This window comes from Halomonas sp. 1513, from assembly GCA_001971685.1.
Taxonomy (GTDB): Bacteria; Pseudomonadota; Gammaproteobacteria; order Pseudomonadales; family Halomonadaceae; genus Franzmannia.
Genome location: CP019326.1, coordinates 1,421,282 through 1,437,472, shown reverse-complemented (window position 1 = coordinate 1,437,472; position 16,191 = coordinate 1,421,282). Strand labels below are relative to the sequence as shown.

The 16,191-nt window shown below is 68.7% G+C and carries 16 protein-coding genes and 2 riboswitches; of the genes, 5 read left to right on the top strand and 11 right to left on the bottom strand.

Features of this window, described 5'->3' with window-relative positions; genetic code table 11:
• Positions 1–93 precede the first annotated feature (93 nt).
• Positions 94–308: riboswitch (cobalamin riboswitch) on the bottom strand.
• A gap of 254 nt (positions 309–562) precedes the next feature.
• Genes BWR19_06585 through BWR19_06575 form a run of 3 tightly spaced genes read left to right on the top strand, consistent with a single transcriptional unit; the run spans position 563 to position 3,419 of the window.
• Complete coding sequence (locus BWR19_06585; GenBank protein APX92633.1) at positions 563–1,579, top strand: ABC transporter substrate-binding protein; 1,017 nt, start codon at positions 563–565, stop codon at positions 1,577–1,579.
• An 11-nt stretch (positions 1,580–1,590) separates the two neighbouring features.
• Positions 1,591–2,658, top strand: a complete 1,068-nt coding sequence (locus tag BWR19_06580; protein APX92632.1) for an ABC transporter permease — start codon at positions 1,591–1,593, stop codon at positions 2,656–2,658.
• Positions 2,655–3,419, top strand: coding sequence for a histidinol phosphatase (locus BWR19_06575; GenBank protein ID APX92631.1), 765 nt, complete (start codon positions 2,655–2,657; stop codon positions 3,417–3,419). Before BWR19_06580 ends, BWR19_06575 begins: the two co-directional genes overlap by 4 nt.
• A 26-nt stretch (positions 3,420–3,445) precedes the next feature.
• Here BWR19_06575 and BWR19_06570 read toward each other — a convergent pair whose 3' ends face one another.
• From BWR19_06570 to BWR19_06520, 11 genes are all read right to left on the bottom strand, one after another.
• A complete protein-coding gene (locus tag BWR19_06570) occupies positions 3,446–4,213 on the bottom strand; it encodes an ABC transporter (GenBank protein ID APX92630.1) in 768 nt (255 codons plus the stop codon).
• Complete coding sequence (locus BWR19_06565; GenBank protein APX94924.1) at positions 4,213–5,187, bottom strand: ABC transporter permease; 975 nt, start codon at positions 5,185–5,187, stop codon at positions 4,213–4,215. The genes BWR19_06570 and BWR19_06565 overlap by 1 nt, the downstream gene beginning before the upstream one ends.
• Positions 5,188–5,206: 19 nt before the next feature.
• The gene (locus tag BWR19_06560) at positions 5,207–6,127 is read right to left on the bottom strand and encodes a cobalamin-binding protein (protein APX92629.1); all 921 of its coding nucleotides are present in this window, start codon (positions 6,125–6,127) and stop codon (positions 5,207–5,209) included.
• The gene (locus tag BWR19_06555; protein ID APX92628.1) at positions 6,117–7,940 is read right to left on the bottom strand and encodes a TonB-dependent receptor; all 1,824 of its coding nucleotides are present in this window, start codon (positions 7,938–7,940) and stop codon (positions 6,117–6,119) included. The genes BWR19_06560 and BWR19_06555 overlap by 11 nt, the downstream gene beginning before the upstream one ends.
• A 50-nt stretch (positions 7,941–7,990) precedes the next feature.
• A riboswitch (cobalamin riboswitch) is annotated at positions 7,991–8,226 on the bottom strand.
• Positions 8,227–8,432: 206 nt separating this feature from the next.
• Positions 8,433–8,849 (bottom strand): hypothetical protein, encoded by a 417-nt coding sequence (locus BWR19_06550; protein ID APX92627.1) that lies wholly within the window; start codon positions 8,847–8,849, stop codon positions 8,433–8,435.
• Positions 8,804–9,454 (bottom strand): histidine phosphatase family protein, encoded by a 651-nt coding sequence (locus tag BWR19_06545; GenBank protein APX92626.1) that lies wholly within the window; start codon positions 9,452–9,454, stop codon positions 8,804–8,806. Before BWR19_06545 ends, BWR19_06550 begins: the two co-directional genes overlap by 46 nt.
• Positions 9,406–10,161 (bottom strand): adenosylcobinamide-GDP ribazoletransferase, encoded by a 756-nt coding sequence (locus BWR19_06540; protein ID APX92625.1) that lies wholly within the window; start codon positions 10,159–10,161, stop codon positions 9,406–9,408. Before BWR19_06540 ends, BWR19_06545 begins: the two co-directional genes overlap by 49 nt.
• Positions 10,158–10,694, bottom strand: a complete 537-nt coding sequence (locus BWR19_06535) for an adenosylcobinamide kinase (protein ID APX92624.1) — start codon at positions 10,692–10,694, stop codon at positions 10,158–10,160. The genes BWR19_06540 and BWR19_06535 overlap by 4 nt, the downstream gene beginning before the upstream one ends.
• Positions 10,691–11,806 (bottom strand): threonine-phosphate decarboxylase, encoded by a 1,116-nt coding sequence (locus BWR19_06530; GenBank protein APX94923.1) that lies wholly within the window; start codon positions 11,804–11,806, stop codon positions 10,691–10,693. The genes BWR19_06535 and BWR19_06530 overlap by 4 nt, the downstream gene beginning before the upstream one ends.
• Positions 11,803–12,813: a cobalamin biosynthesis protein CobD gene (locus tag BWR19_06525; GenBank protein ID APX92623.1), complete on the bottom strand. Its 1,011-nt coding sequence runs from the start codon at positions 12,811–12,813 to the stop codon at positions 11,803–11,805. Before BWR19_06525 ends, BWR19_06530 begins: the two co-directional genes overlap by 4 nt.
• 11 nt (positions 12,814–12,824) lie before the next feature.
• Complete coding sequence (locus tag BWR19_06520; GenBank protein ID APX92622.1) at positions 12,825–13,871, bottom strand: nicotinate-nucleotide--dimethylbenzimidazole phosphoribosyltransferase; 1,047 nt, start codon at positions 13,869–13,871, stop codon at positions 12,825–12,827.
• A 128-nt stretch (positions 13,872–13,999) separates the two neighbouring features.
• On the opposite strand from BWR19_06520, the gene BWR19_06515 reads away from it, so the two are divergent.
• Both BWR19_06515 and BWR19_06510 read left to right on the top strand, forming a co-directional pair.
• Positions 14,000–15,082 carry a radical SAM protein gene (locus BWR19_06515; GenBank protein ID APX92621.1) on the top strand — a complete coding sequence of 361 codons (1,083 nt, stop codon included), beginning with the start codon at positions 14,000–14,002 and terminating at the stop codon, positions 15,080–15,082.
• Complete coding sequence (locus BWR19_06510) at positions 15,082–16,110, top strand: alpha/beta hydrolase (protein ID APX92620.1); 1,029 nt, start codon at positions 15,082–15,084, stop codon at positions 16,108–16,110. The genes BWR19_06515 and BWR19_06510 overlap by 1 nt, the downstream gene beginning before the upstream one ends.
• Positions 16,111–16,191 lie beyond the last annotated feature (81 nt).

Sequence of the window (16,191 nt, the reverse complement as noted above, 5' to 3'; positions counted from 1 at the left end):
GTGGCACGCCGCGGGCACCGACGCCGGAAGCGTCGGTGGAAAACTGGAAGATCACAAACACGCGCTATCCCCGGTGCCCACCGCACCGTCACTGGATGAAACGAAATAACGGGCCGGTCTCCGGGCTCGAGGAGGACGCAATCAAGGAGATCACGCCGTTGCCTGCACCTTCCCAGCCTAAGCCAGTGGTTGTTGCAGGCGACTCACTCATTACCGTTGCGGGGGCAGCGATGGGATAGGCGCAAGCGCCATACCATACTTCCCGATTATCCCCTGGCAGCAGGGGCACCCGTCTTCATGGCTGCCATCCTAATCCAATTGCCGCAATCGGCGCAATTTGCCCGCCTGGCGCCAGGGGCGGGGTTACAGCGCCTCCTCGTAGGCCTGTCGACGGATCTGTCCAAGCGGCGTTGCTTCCATAAAAAGATATGTTATAACATTTCTTTAAATTCTGAGCCCGGCAGGTGGCAATCGCGGCTCCCACATGCAAAATGCAGTGCTATGATCGCCGCCCACCGGTAGCAGATAGGCCACCACCTCCCCGCCACTTGGACATGACGTGATGAATTACGCCCGACGATTACTGGCAATCCTCGCTCTTTTTCCTGCACCATTGGTCATCGCGGACGGCACGGACTATCCCTTGACGCTGACGAATTGCGGCATGGAAATCAGCTTCCAATCCGCTCCTCAGAGCACGGTTACCGTCGGGCAGTCGGCGACTGAAATTCTCTATGCACTGGGGCTTTCCGAGCGAGTATCCGCGACGTCCGTGTGGTTCAATCCGGTGCTGCCTGAGTTCAGCGAGGTCAATGCCGATATCGAGCGCCTGGCCGACAACGACCCCAGTTTCGAGTCCGTCGTCAACCGCAGACCCGAGCTCGTCGCCGCCCAGTATGAGTGGCATATCGGCCCTACCGGCAGCGTGGCCAGCCGAGAGCAGTTTCATGAATTGGGTATCAACACCTATGTGATGCCGGCGGATTGCGACACCAAGGACAATAGTACCGGTGGCGACGGCACGCGCATTGCGGCCTTTTCCCCTGAGCATGTCTACAAGGGCATTCATGAGCTGGCCAGCATCTTCGACGTTGCCGAGGACGGCGATGCCCTGGTCGCCGACCTGCAGGCACGCGAGGCCGAGGCCGTCGAGACCGCCCAGCGCCTGGCGCTGCCGGAAGACCTGTCGGCGATGTTCTGGTTCTCCTCCCCCGACGAGTCAGCGGATCCTTATGCCGCCGGCCGGCTCGGCGCGCCGGGCTACATGATGAACGTTCTCGGCATTCGCAATGTGGTGGAATCCGATGAAGAGTGGCCTGTCGTTGGCTGGGAAACAATCGCCCGGGCCGACCCGGATATCATCGTGGTCGCCAGCATGGATCGTCGCCGATTTCCGGCCGACGATATAGAGAACAAGCTCGAATTTCTGCACAGCGACCCAGTGACTCGGGAGATGTCGGCGGTAAGAAATGGACGTATCGTTGAGATGGATGCCCATGCCATGAGCGCCACCATGCGCACGATATTCGGCCTCGAAGCGCTGGTCGACGCCCTGTCGACGATGCCCTTCGACCAGTGATTCTTCGAGCAATGATTTCGACCCTGGCACTGCACCCGGCGATACGCATTCGCTGGCACTGGACCTGGCTGACGCCGCTGGTCCTGTTCATGGCGATAATGGCCGGCACCGCCATCGGCGAGACGCCGATTGCGCTGGACACCATTCTCAAGGTGCTGGCCAATCAGCTGTGGGGCGCGGGCTATGCCGTGGACCGGATCGATGCCGGCATCATCTGGAACTACCGCCTGAGTCGCGCAATTCTTGCCGCCTGCTGCGGGGCCGGCCTGGCGCTTGCCGGCGTGGTCCTGCAGGCGCTGCTGCGCAACCCGCTGGCCGACCCCTTCCTGATGGGGATCTCCGCCGGCGCCTCCACCGGCGCCGTGGCGGTGACCATCGCCGGGCTCGGCGCCGGCGCGCTGTCGCTCTCCCTCGGCGCCTTTGCCGGGGCGGGGCTGGCGTTCGGCCTGGTGGTGATGCTCGCTCACGCCGCCGGCAGCGGCACCGGCGGCGGGCGCAGTACCCAGGCCGCTGGCGCCATCATCCTCGCCGGCATCGCCGGTTCGCAGCTGTTCAACGCCCTCACCGCCTTTATCATCACCAAGTCGGCGAGCGCCGAGCAGGCGCGGGGCATCATGTTCTGGCTGATGGGCAACCTCTCCGGGGTACGCTGGGAGGATGTTGGCCTGGGGCTGCCCGCCGCGGTGGCCGGCCTGCTGGTCTGCCTGTGGTACCGGCGGGCGCTGGATGCCTTTACGTTCGGTGCCGACAGCGCCGCCTCGCTGGGCATCTCGGTGCGCCGCGTGCGCGGCATCCTGATTGCCAGCATGGCCCTGGTCACCGCCATGATGGTCTCGATGGTCGGCGCCATTGGCTTCGTGGGGCTGGTGATTCCCCACGCCATGCGCTTTATCGTCGGCAGCCGCCACACCCGGCTGGTGCCCGCCTCGGCGCTGGCCGGCGCGGTGTTCCTGATCGCCGCGGACATCCTCTCGCGCATCATCGTACCGGGGCAGGTGCTGCCGATCGGGGTGGTCACGGCGCTGATCGGCGCCCCGGCCTTCGCGGTGATCCTGGTGCGCGGGTCGCGGACCAAATGAAGCTGGCCGCCGAACGCATCGACTGGCGCGTCCACGGCCACCGGCTGTTGGAGGACGTCAGCCTCGCGGTAGCGCCCGGCGAGACCTTTGGCCTGGTTGGCCCCAACGGCTCGGGCAAGACCACCCTGCTGCGGGTATTGGCCGGGCTGCGCAAGCCCAGGACTGGGCGCGTACTGGTCAACGACGCCTCGATGTACGCGATGCGCCAGCGCGACGTCGCGCGCACCATCGCCTTCGTCGAGCAGCAGGCCGAGACCCTCGACCGCATCGTGGTTCGCGAGGCGGTAGCGCTGGGCCGAACGCCCTTCCTCTCGGCGCTGCAGCCGTGGTCGGAGCAGGACGATGCCATCGTCGACCAGGCCCTGGACAACGTCGGCATGGCGCATCTGGCGGATAGGCTCTGGCATACGCTGTCCGGCGGCGAACGCCAGCGCGTGCATATCGCCCGCGCCCTGGCTCAGCAGCCGAGGATCCTGCTGCTCGACGAGCCCACCAACCACCTCGATATTAGGCACCAGCTGTCGATCCTGTCATTGGTTCGGCAGCTGTCGGTCACCGTGGTGATTGCCCTGCACGACCTCAACCAGGCCATGGAGTGCGACCGCATCGGCGTGATGGATGGCGGTCGCCTTGTCGATGTCGGCCCACCCCACCAAGTACTCACGGCCGAGAGGCTGCACCACACCTTCGGCGTGCACGTCGATTTCCTCGAAGATCCCCACGACCAGCGTCGGATCATGCGCTTTCGCAACGCCCTGTAGCGCTGCACCGACACGCCCGCTCGGGGCTACCTCACAGGGACGAAAACCGGCGCACCGTCTACCTCGGCGGTGGCCAGGCGCTGGCCGTAGAGTCGCTCCAGGGCGCTGGTCTCCAGCATCGCCTCCCGCGGGCCCCAGCACGCCTCACCATCGGGATAGAGCAGCAGCAGGTGGTCGCACCAGCGCGCCGCCAGGTTGAGGTCGTGGAGGCACATCATCACGGCATGGCCGGCAGCGGCCTGCTCGGCGAGCAGCGCCATCACCGCGGTCTGGTGGTGGAGGTCGAGATGGTTGGTGGGTTCGTCGGCGAGCCAGATCTGCGGCGCCTGGGTCAGCACCGTGGCAATCGCCAGGCGCTGCCGCTCGCCGCCGGAGAGCGTACTCACCAGGCGCTCGGCGAGGTGGTCGACGTCCAATCGCGCCAGCGCCGCCTCGGCCAGGCGCAGATCCTCGCCGCCCTCCATCTGCCACGCCGACAGCCACGGGTGGCGGCCGATCAGCGCGGTTTCGCGCACCGTGGCGGGAAAGCCGTCCTGGCGATCCTGAAACACCAGCCCCAGGGCCCGCGCCACCTGGCGTCGACCCAGCGTGGCGAGTGGTTGGCCATCGAGCAGTACCTGGCCGGTACGCGGCGCGCGCAGCCCGGCCAGGGTGTGCAGCAGGGTCGTCTTGCCGGCGCCGTTGGGCCCCAGCACGCCCCACACCTGGCCTGGCTCGACGCCGAGCGACAGCGCGCGACCGTCGTCGCGGCCGGGCACGTCGATGACCAGATCACGCAGCGCCAGGCGGTTCATCAGCGGCTCCGGTAGAGCAGGTAGAGGAAGGTCGGCACGCCGAGCAGCGCGGTGATCACGCCCACCGGCAGCTGCTCCGGGGCGATCATGGTGCGCGCCAGGGTGTCGGCGAGCACCAGCAAGGTGCCGCCGGCCAGGGCGCAGGCCGGCAGGATCAGGCGCTGGTCGTTGCCCAGCAGCAGGCGGAGCATATGCGGCACCACCAGGCCGACGAAGCCGATGCTGCCGGCGGTGGTCACCGCCATGGCGGTCAGGGCACTGGCCGCCAGATAGATGCCCCACTCCAGCGGGCGCACATTGACCCCCAAGGCCGCCGCCTGCAGCGGCCCCCGCGCCATCACGTTGAGGCTGCGGCCCAGCGGCATCAGTAGCAGGCAGATGACCAGCAGCAGCGCCAGCGGCGGCCAGGGCGTGCGCGAGTAAGAGAGATCGCCCATCAGCCAGTAGAGCATGCCCGGCAGCCGCTCCGCCGGGCTCAGCGCCAGCATCAGGGTGATCACCGCGCCCCAGCCGGCGGCGACCACCACCCCGGTCAGCAGCAGCCGCGACGGCGTCCAACTGCCGGTGCCGTGGGCCAGGCCGAAGACCAGCAGCGTGGAGAGAAAGGCCCCGGCAAACGCCGAGCCGGTGATCACCGCCCCGCCAAGCCCCGCCAGCATCGCCGCCAGCGCCCCCACCGAGGCGCCGCCGGAGAGCCCCAGCACGTAGGGGTCGGCCAGCGGGTTGCGCAGCAGCACCTGCATCAGGGCGCCGGCCACGGCGAGCAGCCCGCCCACCGCAAAGGCAGAGAGCGAACGCGGCAGGCGCAGCTCGAGAACCAGCGTGCGCGACAGGGCGTCGCCCTCGCCGAGCAGCACCGCCCACAGCGCCTCCGTCGATACGCTGGCGCTGCCCACGGCAAGCGACAGCCCCAGCGCGGCGCAGCCAGCCAGCGCCAGCACCGCCAGCGGCAGCCATATGCCGCGGCCCGCCAGCAGCGGCCGTGCGCCCAGCTCAGCGGCGGCCACGCGCCACCTCGAGCTTTTCGCAGAGGATACGGCTGCCCTCCAGCAGGCGCGGCGTGGGGCGCTGAATCAGCGACGGCGGCACGAAGAACAGGTTGTCACGCGCCACCGCCGTCAGGCCGGGATACTGCTGCCAGTGGGTCAGCCAGTGGCGGTTCTCCTCCCCCATGCCGCCGGCAACGATCGCCTCCGGGTCGGCGGCCAGCACCGCTTCGTCGTCGATGCGCGGCACCAGCCGCGAGAGCTCGCCGAAAACATTGACCCCGCCGCATAGCCGTACCACCTCGCCGATCAGGTGCTCATCGTTGACGCTCATCAGCGGCTCGTCCCAGACCTGATAGAAGGTCGCCACCGGCTCGGCAGCGGCGTACTCGTCGGCCAGCGCCTCCATCCCGGCGCGAAACTCCGCGGCGGCGGCATTACCCTCCGCTTCGCTGCCCGCCAGCCGCGCCAGGCGCTCGATGGCCGTCGCCACGCTATTGATGCTGCGCGGCTCGATATAGAACACCGGCACGCCGAGCTGCTCGATGGTCTCGAGCTGTTCGGCGGGGTTGCCGGTGATCCAGCCGATCACCAGGTCTGGCTGCAGCGACACCAGGGCCTCGAGATCGACCCGGGTATGGCTGCCCACCGAGGCGACCTCCCGCGCCGCCGGCGGGTAGTCGCTGTAGGAGACCACTGCCACTACCCGGTCACCGCCGCCGGCGGCCCAGGTCAGCTCTGTAGCGCCGGGTGAGAGCGTGGCGATACGGCGTGCCGGCGCCGCCAGGCACACCTCGCGGTCGCGGTCGTCGACCACGCAGCGCTCCCCGCCATCCGCCATCGCCGTGGGCCCCGGAAGGACGGCCAGCCCCAGCGCGACCAGCAGCCAGCGCCAGGCGCTGCCGCGGCGCGTCCGGTCAGTGGCCAAAGTGGACGCTGACGTAGGCTGCACGGCCGGCGCTGAGGTAGTCATCGCCATCGAAGAAGCGAGTGGTGACGTAGTCCTTATCAAGCGCATTCTCCACGCTCAGCCGTGCCGACCAGAGCGGCGCAAACTGCCAGCCCGCACGCAGATTGACCAACCCGTAGCCGCCGATCCGTTCTTCATTGTCGGCATCATTGTAGCGGTGATTCTGCACGACCCAGGAACCGCCCAGCGACCACTCGCCGAGTTCGCGGTCGGCGTCGAGGCGCAGACTCTGCGAGGCGCGACGCGCGATACGCTTGCCGGTGGCACGGTTCTCCGGATCGCTGTAGGTCAGCGCTGCCGCCAGACTCCAGTCGTCGATCTCGGCACCGCCGGACAGCTCGATGCCGCGGATACGGGTGGTGGGAATATTAGTCGTCAAGCCACCGCGCTGGGCGGAGATGAGATTGTCGATGTCGGTCTGATAGAGCGCCGCATCCCAGAACCAATCCGCATACTGGCCACGCACCCCAAGTTCCAGCGTTTCGGAGGTCTCCGCTTCCAGGTCAGGATTGCCAAAGCCCGGGAAGTAGAGATCGTTGAAGGTCGGTGCCTTGAAGGCCGTGCCGACACTGGCGCGCAGGGTGTGCTGGCGATCGAGATCGTATCCCAGCGCCAGGCTGCCGGTGACTTCCTCGCCGTAGGCCTGGTTATCGTCGAAGCGCAGGCTGGCCTGGAGCGCCAGCGGCGAGAAGTCGAGCAGGCCCTGGGTGAACATCGCGATATTGTCGCGGCGTGTCTCGGCGTAGTCGGTAGAGCTATCTACACGGTCCTCGACATACTCGGCGCCAGCCACCAGCTCATGGCGTCCAACGTCCAGGGTGTTTTCCCAGCGCAGCGTGCGGGCCTGGGTATCGAAGGTGGAGGCACCACGGCTATCGAGGGTATCGCCCTCATCCCGCGCCTCGCTCAGCGTCAGGCGGCTGGTCCACTGCTCGCTGATCGGCAGCTCGCCATAGACCCCGGCCACCTGCTGGACGAAGTCTGTCTCGCCACCGTCGAACTCGTTGCTGCCGCGGGCGCGCAGCGTCAGGAAGCCAACCTCGGCGCCACTCTCGAAGGTATGTGCCATTCGCGCCAGCGCCGAGGTGTTGTCGTAGCCCTTGTCCTCTCCACCGCGGCGCACCGGCGTGCCGTCGGTACTGAAATGGCTGCCGGCAAAGCTGTAGCGGGTGCCGCCATCACTGCCGGAGAAGCCGGCACTGTAGCGCTGGGTGTTGAAGGAGCCGCCACCCGCCGAAATGCGCGGATGCGGGCCGCCCTCCTCGGCCTCTGGCGTGAACAGCTGTATTACCCCGCCCACGGCGTCGGCACCATAGAGGCTGCCGCGCGGGCCGCGCACGATCTCGGCGCGATCGAACATGCGCGGTTCGAGGTAGTGCCAGGCGGCACCGCCGCTAGTGGCCGAGCGCAAGCGAATACCGTCGATCAGCAGCACGTTCTGGTCGTTACCGGTGCCGCGCAGATAGACGCTGCTGTTCTTGCCGAAACTGCCGTTGGAGGTGACGTCGACGCCGGGCTGGCCGCGCAGCAGATCGGTCACGCTGGTGGGATCCTGGCGGCGTAGCGTGGCCTCGTCGAGCACCGTCACCGAGGCCAGGCTCTCGTCCGCGGTACGCGGCGCCAGCGCGGCGGTGACCACCATCGGGTTGAGCTGCTGCGGGCCGCTGGCATCATCAGCCTGTGATGCTGGCGAACCCTGGGCCTGGACGGCCAGCGGTAACGCGGCCAAGGCGAAAGCCCCCAGGCCACGGGAAGAGAGTAAAGCGTTCATGGAGAGTCCCTTGCTCGCCGTGCTCACCCGCACGGCGTGATGTTCTTTGGGCTTGCACGAGGCTCTCGGGCCGGTCTCCGGGCTGACGAGCGAAGGCTTCTGGCACCTCCTCGACCGTCGCCTTCCCATGCCCAAGCGGGCAAAGTGGCATATCGACGGACGTTGACTCGATCACCGTTGCGGGGGCAGCGTCGGAGTGGCGAAAACGATGGATAGGACTCGCGCACCGACTTCCCGTTTAACTGGCCGTGAGCTCACCGCCAGCACCTGAGAGTGGCGGTAAGCTAGCAATGCGCTTGGTAAAGGTCAATTCGTGGGAATCCGCCTCAATAATGCAGATAGCCACACCGCTCGGAACTGATCCGTCGGCAGGCCTACGAGGAGGCGCTGTGAACCCATCCCTGGGCGCTACCTTGCGCCATCCATGGCGCAAACCTCCTCTTCGCCCTGCCCCCGGCGTCCTCGCTGAGGGGGTAGTGTCGTTGCCTTGGGCTACCTCAACCTTCGATAGAGCCCGTGGCGCACATACCAGATCCGTTCGCAGCGCACCGCGGCGTCCTGGGCCAGCCAACCGTTGAGATCGCGCAGGCGGCGCCGCTCGGCGCCCATCGGGACGATGCCGCGGCCCATCTCCTCGACGATCAGTACCACCTGGGCGGCCCGCTCGGCTTCGGCGGCCAGCAGGGCGTCGAGGCGCTCGGCCAGCGCCAGACGCAGGGCGTCATCGCCTTCCGCCCCACGCTCGAGCGCCGCCTCGATCCAGGCCGCCCAGCCGCTCACTACCAATTGCTCTCCCTTAAGCGGCAGCATGGCGTCCGCGGCACCCAGCAGATGCCAGCGCGCCTGCGGGTACCAGCCTCGGACTAGCTCGCGCTTGCCGGCACAGGCACCGCCGATGACCAGCTGCATTGCCACGTCCCTCCCGACTTGTCGAACATGAAGCGCCGCCCTTCGGCCTGGGCGACGCTGCCATCCCAGAAGTCGATGGCCTCGAAGCGGCGCCGCAGCTCGCGGATCACCCCGCCGTGAGTCACCACCAGCAGACGCTGCCAGGCGTGCGCCTCGGCGGCCTCGAGCAGGTCATCGAACCAGGCATCGAGCCGCGCCCGCAGCGCGGCAGCCGACTCCCCCTCGGGCGGCGCCTGCTCGCCCTGGCTGTCGATCCAGGCACGATAGGCCGGCAGGTCCTTGAGCTCCTCGTAGCACTTGCCCTCGTAGGCGCCGAAGTCCATCTCGCGCAGCCGCGGCTCGACGTGGAGCGCAGTATCGCCCTCGCGCCCCTCCAGCACATGGGCCAGGGTCTGGCGGCAGCGAACCAGGTCGCTGGAGTAGATCGCATCGAACGGCTGCTCGGCCTGATAGCGGCGCAGGTCATCGCGCAGGCGGTCGAGGCCCGGCACGGCATCCGGCAGCAGCAGCGGAATGTCGCGCTGGCCCTGGTAGCGACGCTCGATGTTCCAGGCCGTCAGCCCGTGACGGACGACAGTGATAGCCAAACGACCAGCAGCAGCCATAGTTCTCCTCCCTCGATGGCGGCACCGACGATATCGCCGTTGATGCCCTTGAAAGCGCGTATGATCAGCGCGCCGTATGACAGTAGAAAGACCAGCAGCGCCCCCAGCGACAGCAGCCAGCCCGGCGTCAGCGACCACAGCAGCGCCAGCGGCAGCATCGACAGCAGCAGGTCGCGATGGCCAAGATGCTGCTGCCAGGACCACGCCAGCCCCTCTTTTCGGGCCGCCGGCACCTGCACCAGCAGCGCCACCGCCGCCAGCCGTCCCAGCCCCAGCACCGCCACCAGCCATAGCAGGCTGATGCCGGCCTCCAGCCAGGCCCACAGCAGCGCGCCCTTCCACGCCAGCTGGAACAGCAGCGCAATGATCGCGAAGCTGCCGACATGGGGGTCCTTCATGATCGCCCAGCGCTTCTCCAGCGGCGTATTGCTACCCAGGGCATCGGCCACGTCCATCAGCCCGTCCAGGTGCAGCCCCCCGGACAGCGCCACCCACAGGCTGAGCAGCAGCAGCGCCAGCAGCGGCGTCGGCAGCCCCGCGAAGAGCTGCCCCGCCGCCGCCATCAAGGCGCCCAGCAGCATGCCCACCAGCGGGTAGCAGCGCACCGCCCAGCGGCTGGTGGCGGGCGTCCAGGGGCAGGCGACCGGGATCGGCACCCGGGTCAGGAACTGCAGTGCCAGCAGCAGCCCGTAGAACGCTGACGTCATGGCAGGCTCCCCTTCCACGCCTGAGGCAGGCCGGCGATCAGCTGGATCACCACGTCGGCCTCTGCCGCCAGCTGGCAGTGCGCGGCCTGCAGCAGCGCCAGATAGCGCCAGCTGAGCTCATCGTCCGGCGGCATGCCCTCATTGAGGTCGTTGGAGACCACGACCAGGTCGATGTCCCGCGCCCGGGCTCGTGCCAGGGTGCCCTCCAGCAGCGCCGTGGCTGCGGCTTGGTCAAGGGAGCTGTCGAACAGCACCCGGCTGGCCCACAGCGTCAGGCAGTCGAGCAGCACCACGCTGCCGGCCTCGACCTCGGCCAGGGCGGTGTCCAGCGCCAGCGGCGCCTCTTGCGTGATCCAGCCGCTGCCGCGCTCGGCGCGATGCCGGGCGATGCGCGCCGCCATCTCGCCATCGTCCGCGCTGGCGGTGGCCAGGTAGTAGCGCGCCCCGCCGCGCTGCTGCTGCCAGCGGCGCACCAGCGCTTCGCCGTAGGCGCTCTTGCCTGAACGGGCGCCGCCGCTGACGAAGGCAATCATGCTTGCCTCCAGGCGGCGAGCGCCTCCAGCAGTTGGCAATTGGCGTCGCGCTCACCCAGCGCCACCCGCAGCCAGCCGCCGTCGAGGCCGGCAAAGTTATGCGTGTGCCGGGCCAGCAGGCCGTGAGCGAGCAGGTGGGCAAACAGCGGGTCGGCGCTGCCGGAGCCGGCCGCGGCGCGGGGATCGCGCAGCAGCAGGAAATTGGCCTCAGTCAGCGGCGCCACGAAGCCGAGTCGCGCCACGCCGCTTTGCAAATAGGGACGTTCGGCGTCGAGCCAGGCCCGCGTCTGGCGCTGGTAGTCATGGTCGTCCAGTAGCGGTGCCACCAGGTCGGCGGCCAGGGCATTGACGCTCCACGGCAGCTGACACTCGGCGGCGCGCGCCACGCTGTCGGCACTGCCGAGCAGATAGCCCAGGCGTAGCCCGGGCAGGGCGTAGTACTTGGTCAACGAGCGCAGCAGCAGCAGGTTGGGATACTCGGCCAGCAGCGGCGTCAGGCACTCGTCCTGTGCCGTAAAATCGACGAAGGCTTCGTCGACGACCAGCCGGCAGCCGTGGGTCAATCCGGCGCGCAGCAGCGCCTCGATCTGGGTGCGCGGCACCAGGGTGCCGCTCGGATTGTTGGGCCGGCACAGCCACATCACGTCGGCCTCGGCCATGGCCGCCTCGGCGGCGACCTGATCGAGGGAGAAGTCCTGCGCCGTCAAGGCCAGGCGATGGATGCCGACACCGTAGTGGCGGCACGCCCGGGCATACTCGCCGAAGGTCGGCTCGACGATCACCCCGCGCTGGCCGGCGTGCAGCGCGGCGGCGAGAAAGATCGCTTCAGCGCCGCCGTTGGTCAGCAGCACCTGGGCCGGGGCCAGCCCGTCACGTGCGGCGATGGCCTCGCGGGCCTGGCGGTAGTCGGGGTCCGGGTAGCGCGCCAGGGCCGGCAGGGTCGTGCGCAGCTGCGCCTCCAGCCAGGCCGGCGGGCCCAGCGGGTTGATATTGGCGCTGAGGTCGCAGAGCGGCCGCCCCGGGTCGAGCCCATGGCGACACGCCAGCTCGATAAAGGCATCGGGCTGGCCGCCGTGGCGCGGCCAGCCCGCGGCGCCCGTCGCATCGGTCATCTCCATATCTCTCCCAGCAGCAGCAGCGACGTTAGCATAAGCAGCAGGCTCACCACCCAACCACCGTGCATCAAGCGTATCGCAGCGCCGATATCCGCCGCGCACAGCGGCCGATGCGGGCTGCCCAGGGTCGCGCGATGCGACACCTCGCCGGCGTAGTAATTGACGCCACCCAGCTGCACGCCGAGCAGGTTGGCCACCATCGCCTCCGGCCAGCCGGCGTTGGGGCTGGGGTGGCGCGGTGCCTCGCGCCACGTGGCCGCCAGCGCCCCGCGCCGTTGCCACTCACCGGGCAGCCACCCGCTCGACAGCCAGATCGCTAAGGCGGTGAGCCGCGCCGCCGGCCAGTTGGCCAGGTCGTCGAGCCGCGCCGAGGCCCAGCCAAAGTCGCGATAGCGGGCGTTGCGGTAGCCGACCATGGAGTCGAGGGTGTTCACCGCCTTGTAGGCCAGCGCCAGCGGCGCACCGCCGATCAGCGCCCAGAACAGCGGCGCGGTGATGCCATCGACGCTGTTCTCGGCGACGGTCTCGACGGCGCCGCGGGCGATGTCGCTCTCGTTGAGCTGTTGGGTATCGCGACCGACGATCATGCCCAGCGCCCGGCGCGCCGCCGGCAGGTCCCCCTCGGCAAGCGGTGCTGCCACCGCACGCCCGGCGTCGGCCAGGCCCTTGATCGCCAGGCAGCTCCACAGCAGCCATAGCTCGGCGGCCCAGCCAAGCCAGGGGTGCAGCCACCCCAGCAGGGTGAGCAGCGCCCAACCGACGGCATAGGCGCCCACGACCACCAGCGCGGTCATCAACGCCCCGCAGCGGCGGCGCGATGCGGCCGGGCCGTGGTTCCAGCGCGCCTCCAGCCAGGTGATGGCACGCCCGATGCCCACCACCGGATGCGGCAGGCGCCGCGGGTCCCCCGCGAGCAGGTCGAGAATGATCGCCGCCACCAGCAGGCCCAGGCCGGCGAGGGTCAAGGGCACGGCGAGCGCGCCGGGCAGCAGCCATTGCGACATGCGCGAGCCTCTTACGCTGGGCCGGCGCTGATGCCGGCGGTCTCGAAGGTGGCCATCTCGCTGAGCATGCGGCAGGCCGACTCCAGCAGCACAAAGGCCAGCGCCGCGCCGCTGCCCTCGCCGAGGCGCAGCTCGAGGTCGAGCAGCGGGCTGGCCTCCAGGGCCGCCAGCGCCGCACCGTGCCCCGCTTCATGCGAGCGGTGGGCAAATATCAGGTAGTCGCGCAGCTCAGGCGCCAGCCGACACGCCAGCAGCGCCGCCACGGTGGCGATAAAGCCATCCACCAGCAGCGGTACTCGCCGCGCCGCGCCCTCCAAAAAGGCGCCGGCCATGGCGGCGATCTCCAGGCCACCGAGACTTGCCAGCACGCCGAGGGGGTCGTCGGCATCCGGCGCCCGCGCGGCGATGGCCGCCTCGATCACGGCCCGTTTGCGCGCCAGGCCGGCGTCATCGATGCCGGTGCCGCGCCCCACCAGTTCGGCGACCGGGCGCCCGGTTAGCACCGCCAGCAGGGCACTGCTGGCGGTGGTGTTGGCGATGCCCATCTCGCCGACGATCAGGCAGCGGCAGCCGGCCTCCACGGCGCGCACGGCGGCGCGCTGCCCCACGCCGATAGCCTGCATGGCCTCGCCGCGGGTCATGGCATCCTCGACGGCGAAGTTGGCGGTGCCGGCACGAACCTTCTCGTCGACCACGCCCGCCCCCGACACGACGCTGGCAACCCCGACATCGATCACCTCGAGCCGCGCGCCGATCTGCCGCGCAAAGACGTTGATCGCCGCCCCGCCGGCGACGAAGTTGGCGACCATCTGTGCCGTGACCGATTGGGGAAAGGCCGAGACGCCCTCGGCGGCCACGCCGTGATCGGCGGCGAACACCAGCACCCCGGGCGGGCTGACCAGCGGGAAGGATTCCCCGCGGATGCCGGCCAGCTGTACCGCCAGCGGCTCCAGCCGCCCCAGGCTGCCGGGTGGCTTGGTCAGGGTATCGAGATGTGCCGCCGCCTGCGCAGCACAGGCGGCATCGACATCGGGAAGGGAAGAAAAGGCGTGGCTCACGTGCCGCTCCTGGCCGCAGGTCCTGGGAAGGGGCCAATGGTAGCAGAGTCGCCGCGGCAGTGACCTTGCAGGGTCGGGCCACACCTCTATACTGTATATTCATACACACATCATGCGAGGTGCCACCGATGCCCGCCTCACACTCAGCCGACTACCGGGCCCCGCTCAAGGGCCGTGGCGCCACCTATGATCCTCACAATCGCTTCGCCCCCACCCACAGCGACGCGGTGGACGACGGCTGGTGGCAGGACGAGGCGCCGGCAACGCTGGCCACCGAGGTGCGCGAGGAGCATCCCAAGACGGCGCTGTCGTGGAATCGCTCGCCGGATCTCGGCTTCGACCGCTCGATCAACCCCTACCGCGGCTGCGAGCACGGCTGCGTCTACTGCTACGCGCGGCCCAGCCACGCCTACTGGGACCTCTCGCCGGGGCTCGACTTCGAGACCAAGCTGATCGCCAAGAGCGGCCTGGTGGAGCGCCTCGAGGAGGAGCTGTGCAAGCCGGGCTATGTATGCCGACCGATCAATCTCTCCGGCAATACCGACTGCTACCAGCCCATCGAGGCCGAGTGGCAGACCACTCGCCGGGTGCTGGAACTGCTGCTGGCCTGCCGCCATCCGGTCACCCTGGTGACCAAGAGCGCGCTGATCCTGCGCGACAGCGAACTGCTGGCCGAGATGGCCGAGCAGCGCCTGGTGCGGGTCTTCGTCAGCCTCACCAGCCTGGATGCCAACCTCAAGCGCAGCCTGGAGCCGCGCACCGCCTCGCCCCAGGCGCGGCTACGGGTGATTCGCGAGCTCAACACCGTGGGCGTGCCGGTGGGGGCGCTGCTCTCACCGATGATTCCCGGCCTCAATGACCATGAGTTAGAATCATTGCTCGAGGCCGCCTGCCGCGCCGGTGCGCGCACCGCCGGATGGATGCTGCTGCGCCTGCCCCACGAGGTGGCGCCGCTGTTCGAGGCCTGGCTCGAGGCCCACTACCCCGAGCGCGCCGCCAAGGTGATGAGCCTGATTCGCCAGTGCCGCGGCGGCAAGGACTACGACGGCCGCTTCGGGCATCGCTTCCGCGGCGAGGGCGTCTTCGCCGACCTGCTGGCCCAGCGCTTCCAGCACGCCAGGCGCCGCCTGGGCATGGCCGAGCGCATCGACGAGGGCCTCGATTGCAGCCGATTCAGACCACCCACTGCACAGGGCGATCTCTTCCTTTGATGTCAGGCAATCCGCCATCCCGCTGCCCATTTGCCGTGCTGCTGCCCCTGCTGATGCTGTTGGCGGGGTGCAGTGGCGGTGCCACGCTACAGTCACCTGGGCCGGGGGGCGAAGCGCCGCAGCTGGATGGACGCTACGTGACCGCCGAGGATGGCTACCGCCTGCCGCTATGGCACTGGTCAACAGCCGGTGAGACCCCCGACGCGGTAGTACTGGCGGTGCACGGCTTCAACGACCACGGCGGCAGCTTCGACGTGCTGGCGGAGGCGCTGACCGAGCACAACATCGAGGTCTATGCCTTCGACCAGCGCGGCTTCGGCGTCACTCGCCAGCGCCGGCTGTGGCCGGGCCATCAGCGCATGGTCGATGACATCGACCTGCTCGCCAGGCTGCTGCGTGAGCGCCACCCAGAGATGCCGCTGTACCTGGTCGGCAAGAGCATGGGCGGCGCGCTGGTAATGCTCACCATGAGTCGCGAGACCCCGCCGCCGGTGGATGGCAGCGTACTGATTGCCCCGGCGGTGTGGGGCCAGGTGGCGATGCCCTGGTACCAGCGCGTGGGGCTATGGCTGGGCGTGCGGCTGATACCCGACGTGGCCTTCTCGGCGCGCGCCGCCGAGCGGCTGGGTATCGAGCCAACCGACGATGAGGAGATCATGGCCAAGCTGGCCGAGGATCCGCGTATCCTGCGCCGAGCACGGGTCGATACGCTCTACGGCCTGACCCGCGCCATGGATCTGGCGCTGGAGAGCGCCGCCCAGGTCACGGGCCCTACCCTGCTGCTCTATGGCGACAACGATCAGGTGATCCCCCCGGAGGCGATGTGCGCCCTGCTCGAACGGCTGCCGGCCGAGGTCACCGCGGACTGGCGCCTGGCGCTCTACCCGGACGGCTACCATATGCTGACCCGCTATACCCAGCGCCAGCGTAGCGAGGCCGATATCGCCACCTGGTTGAAGGCGCCCTCAGCGCCGCTGCCGTCGGGATCGGAGGCCTCTTTGCGCGAGGCGCGCCAGTCGCTGTGTTGAGCACCGTATGATATTGCTCATACAGTACCGATTCAGTACTATTTAGCGAATGACAATGCGTCGAGCACGCAACCTGGAACG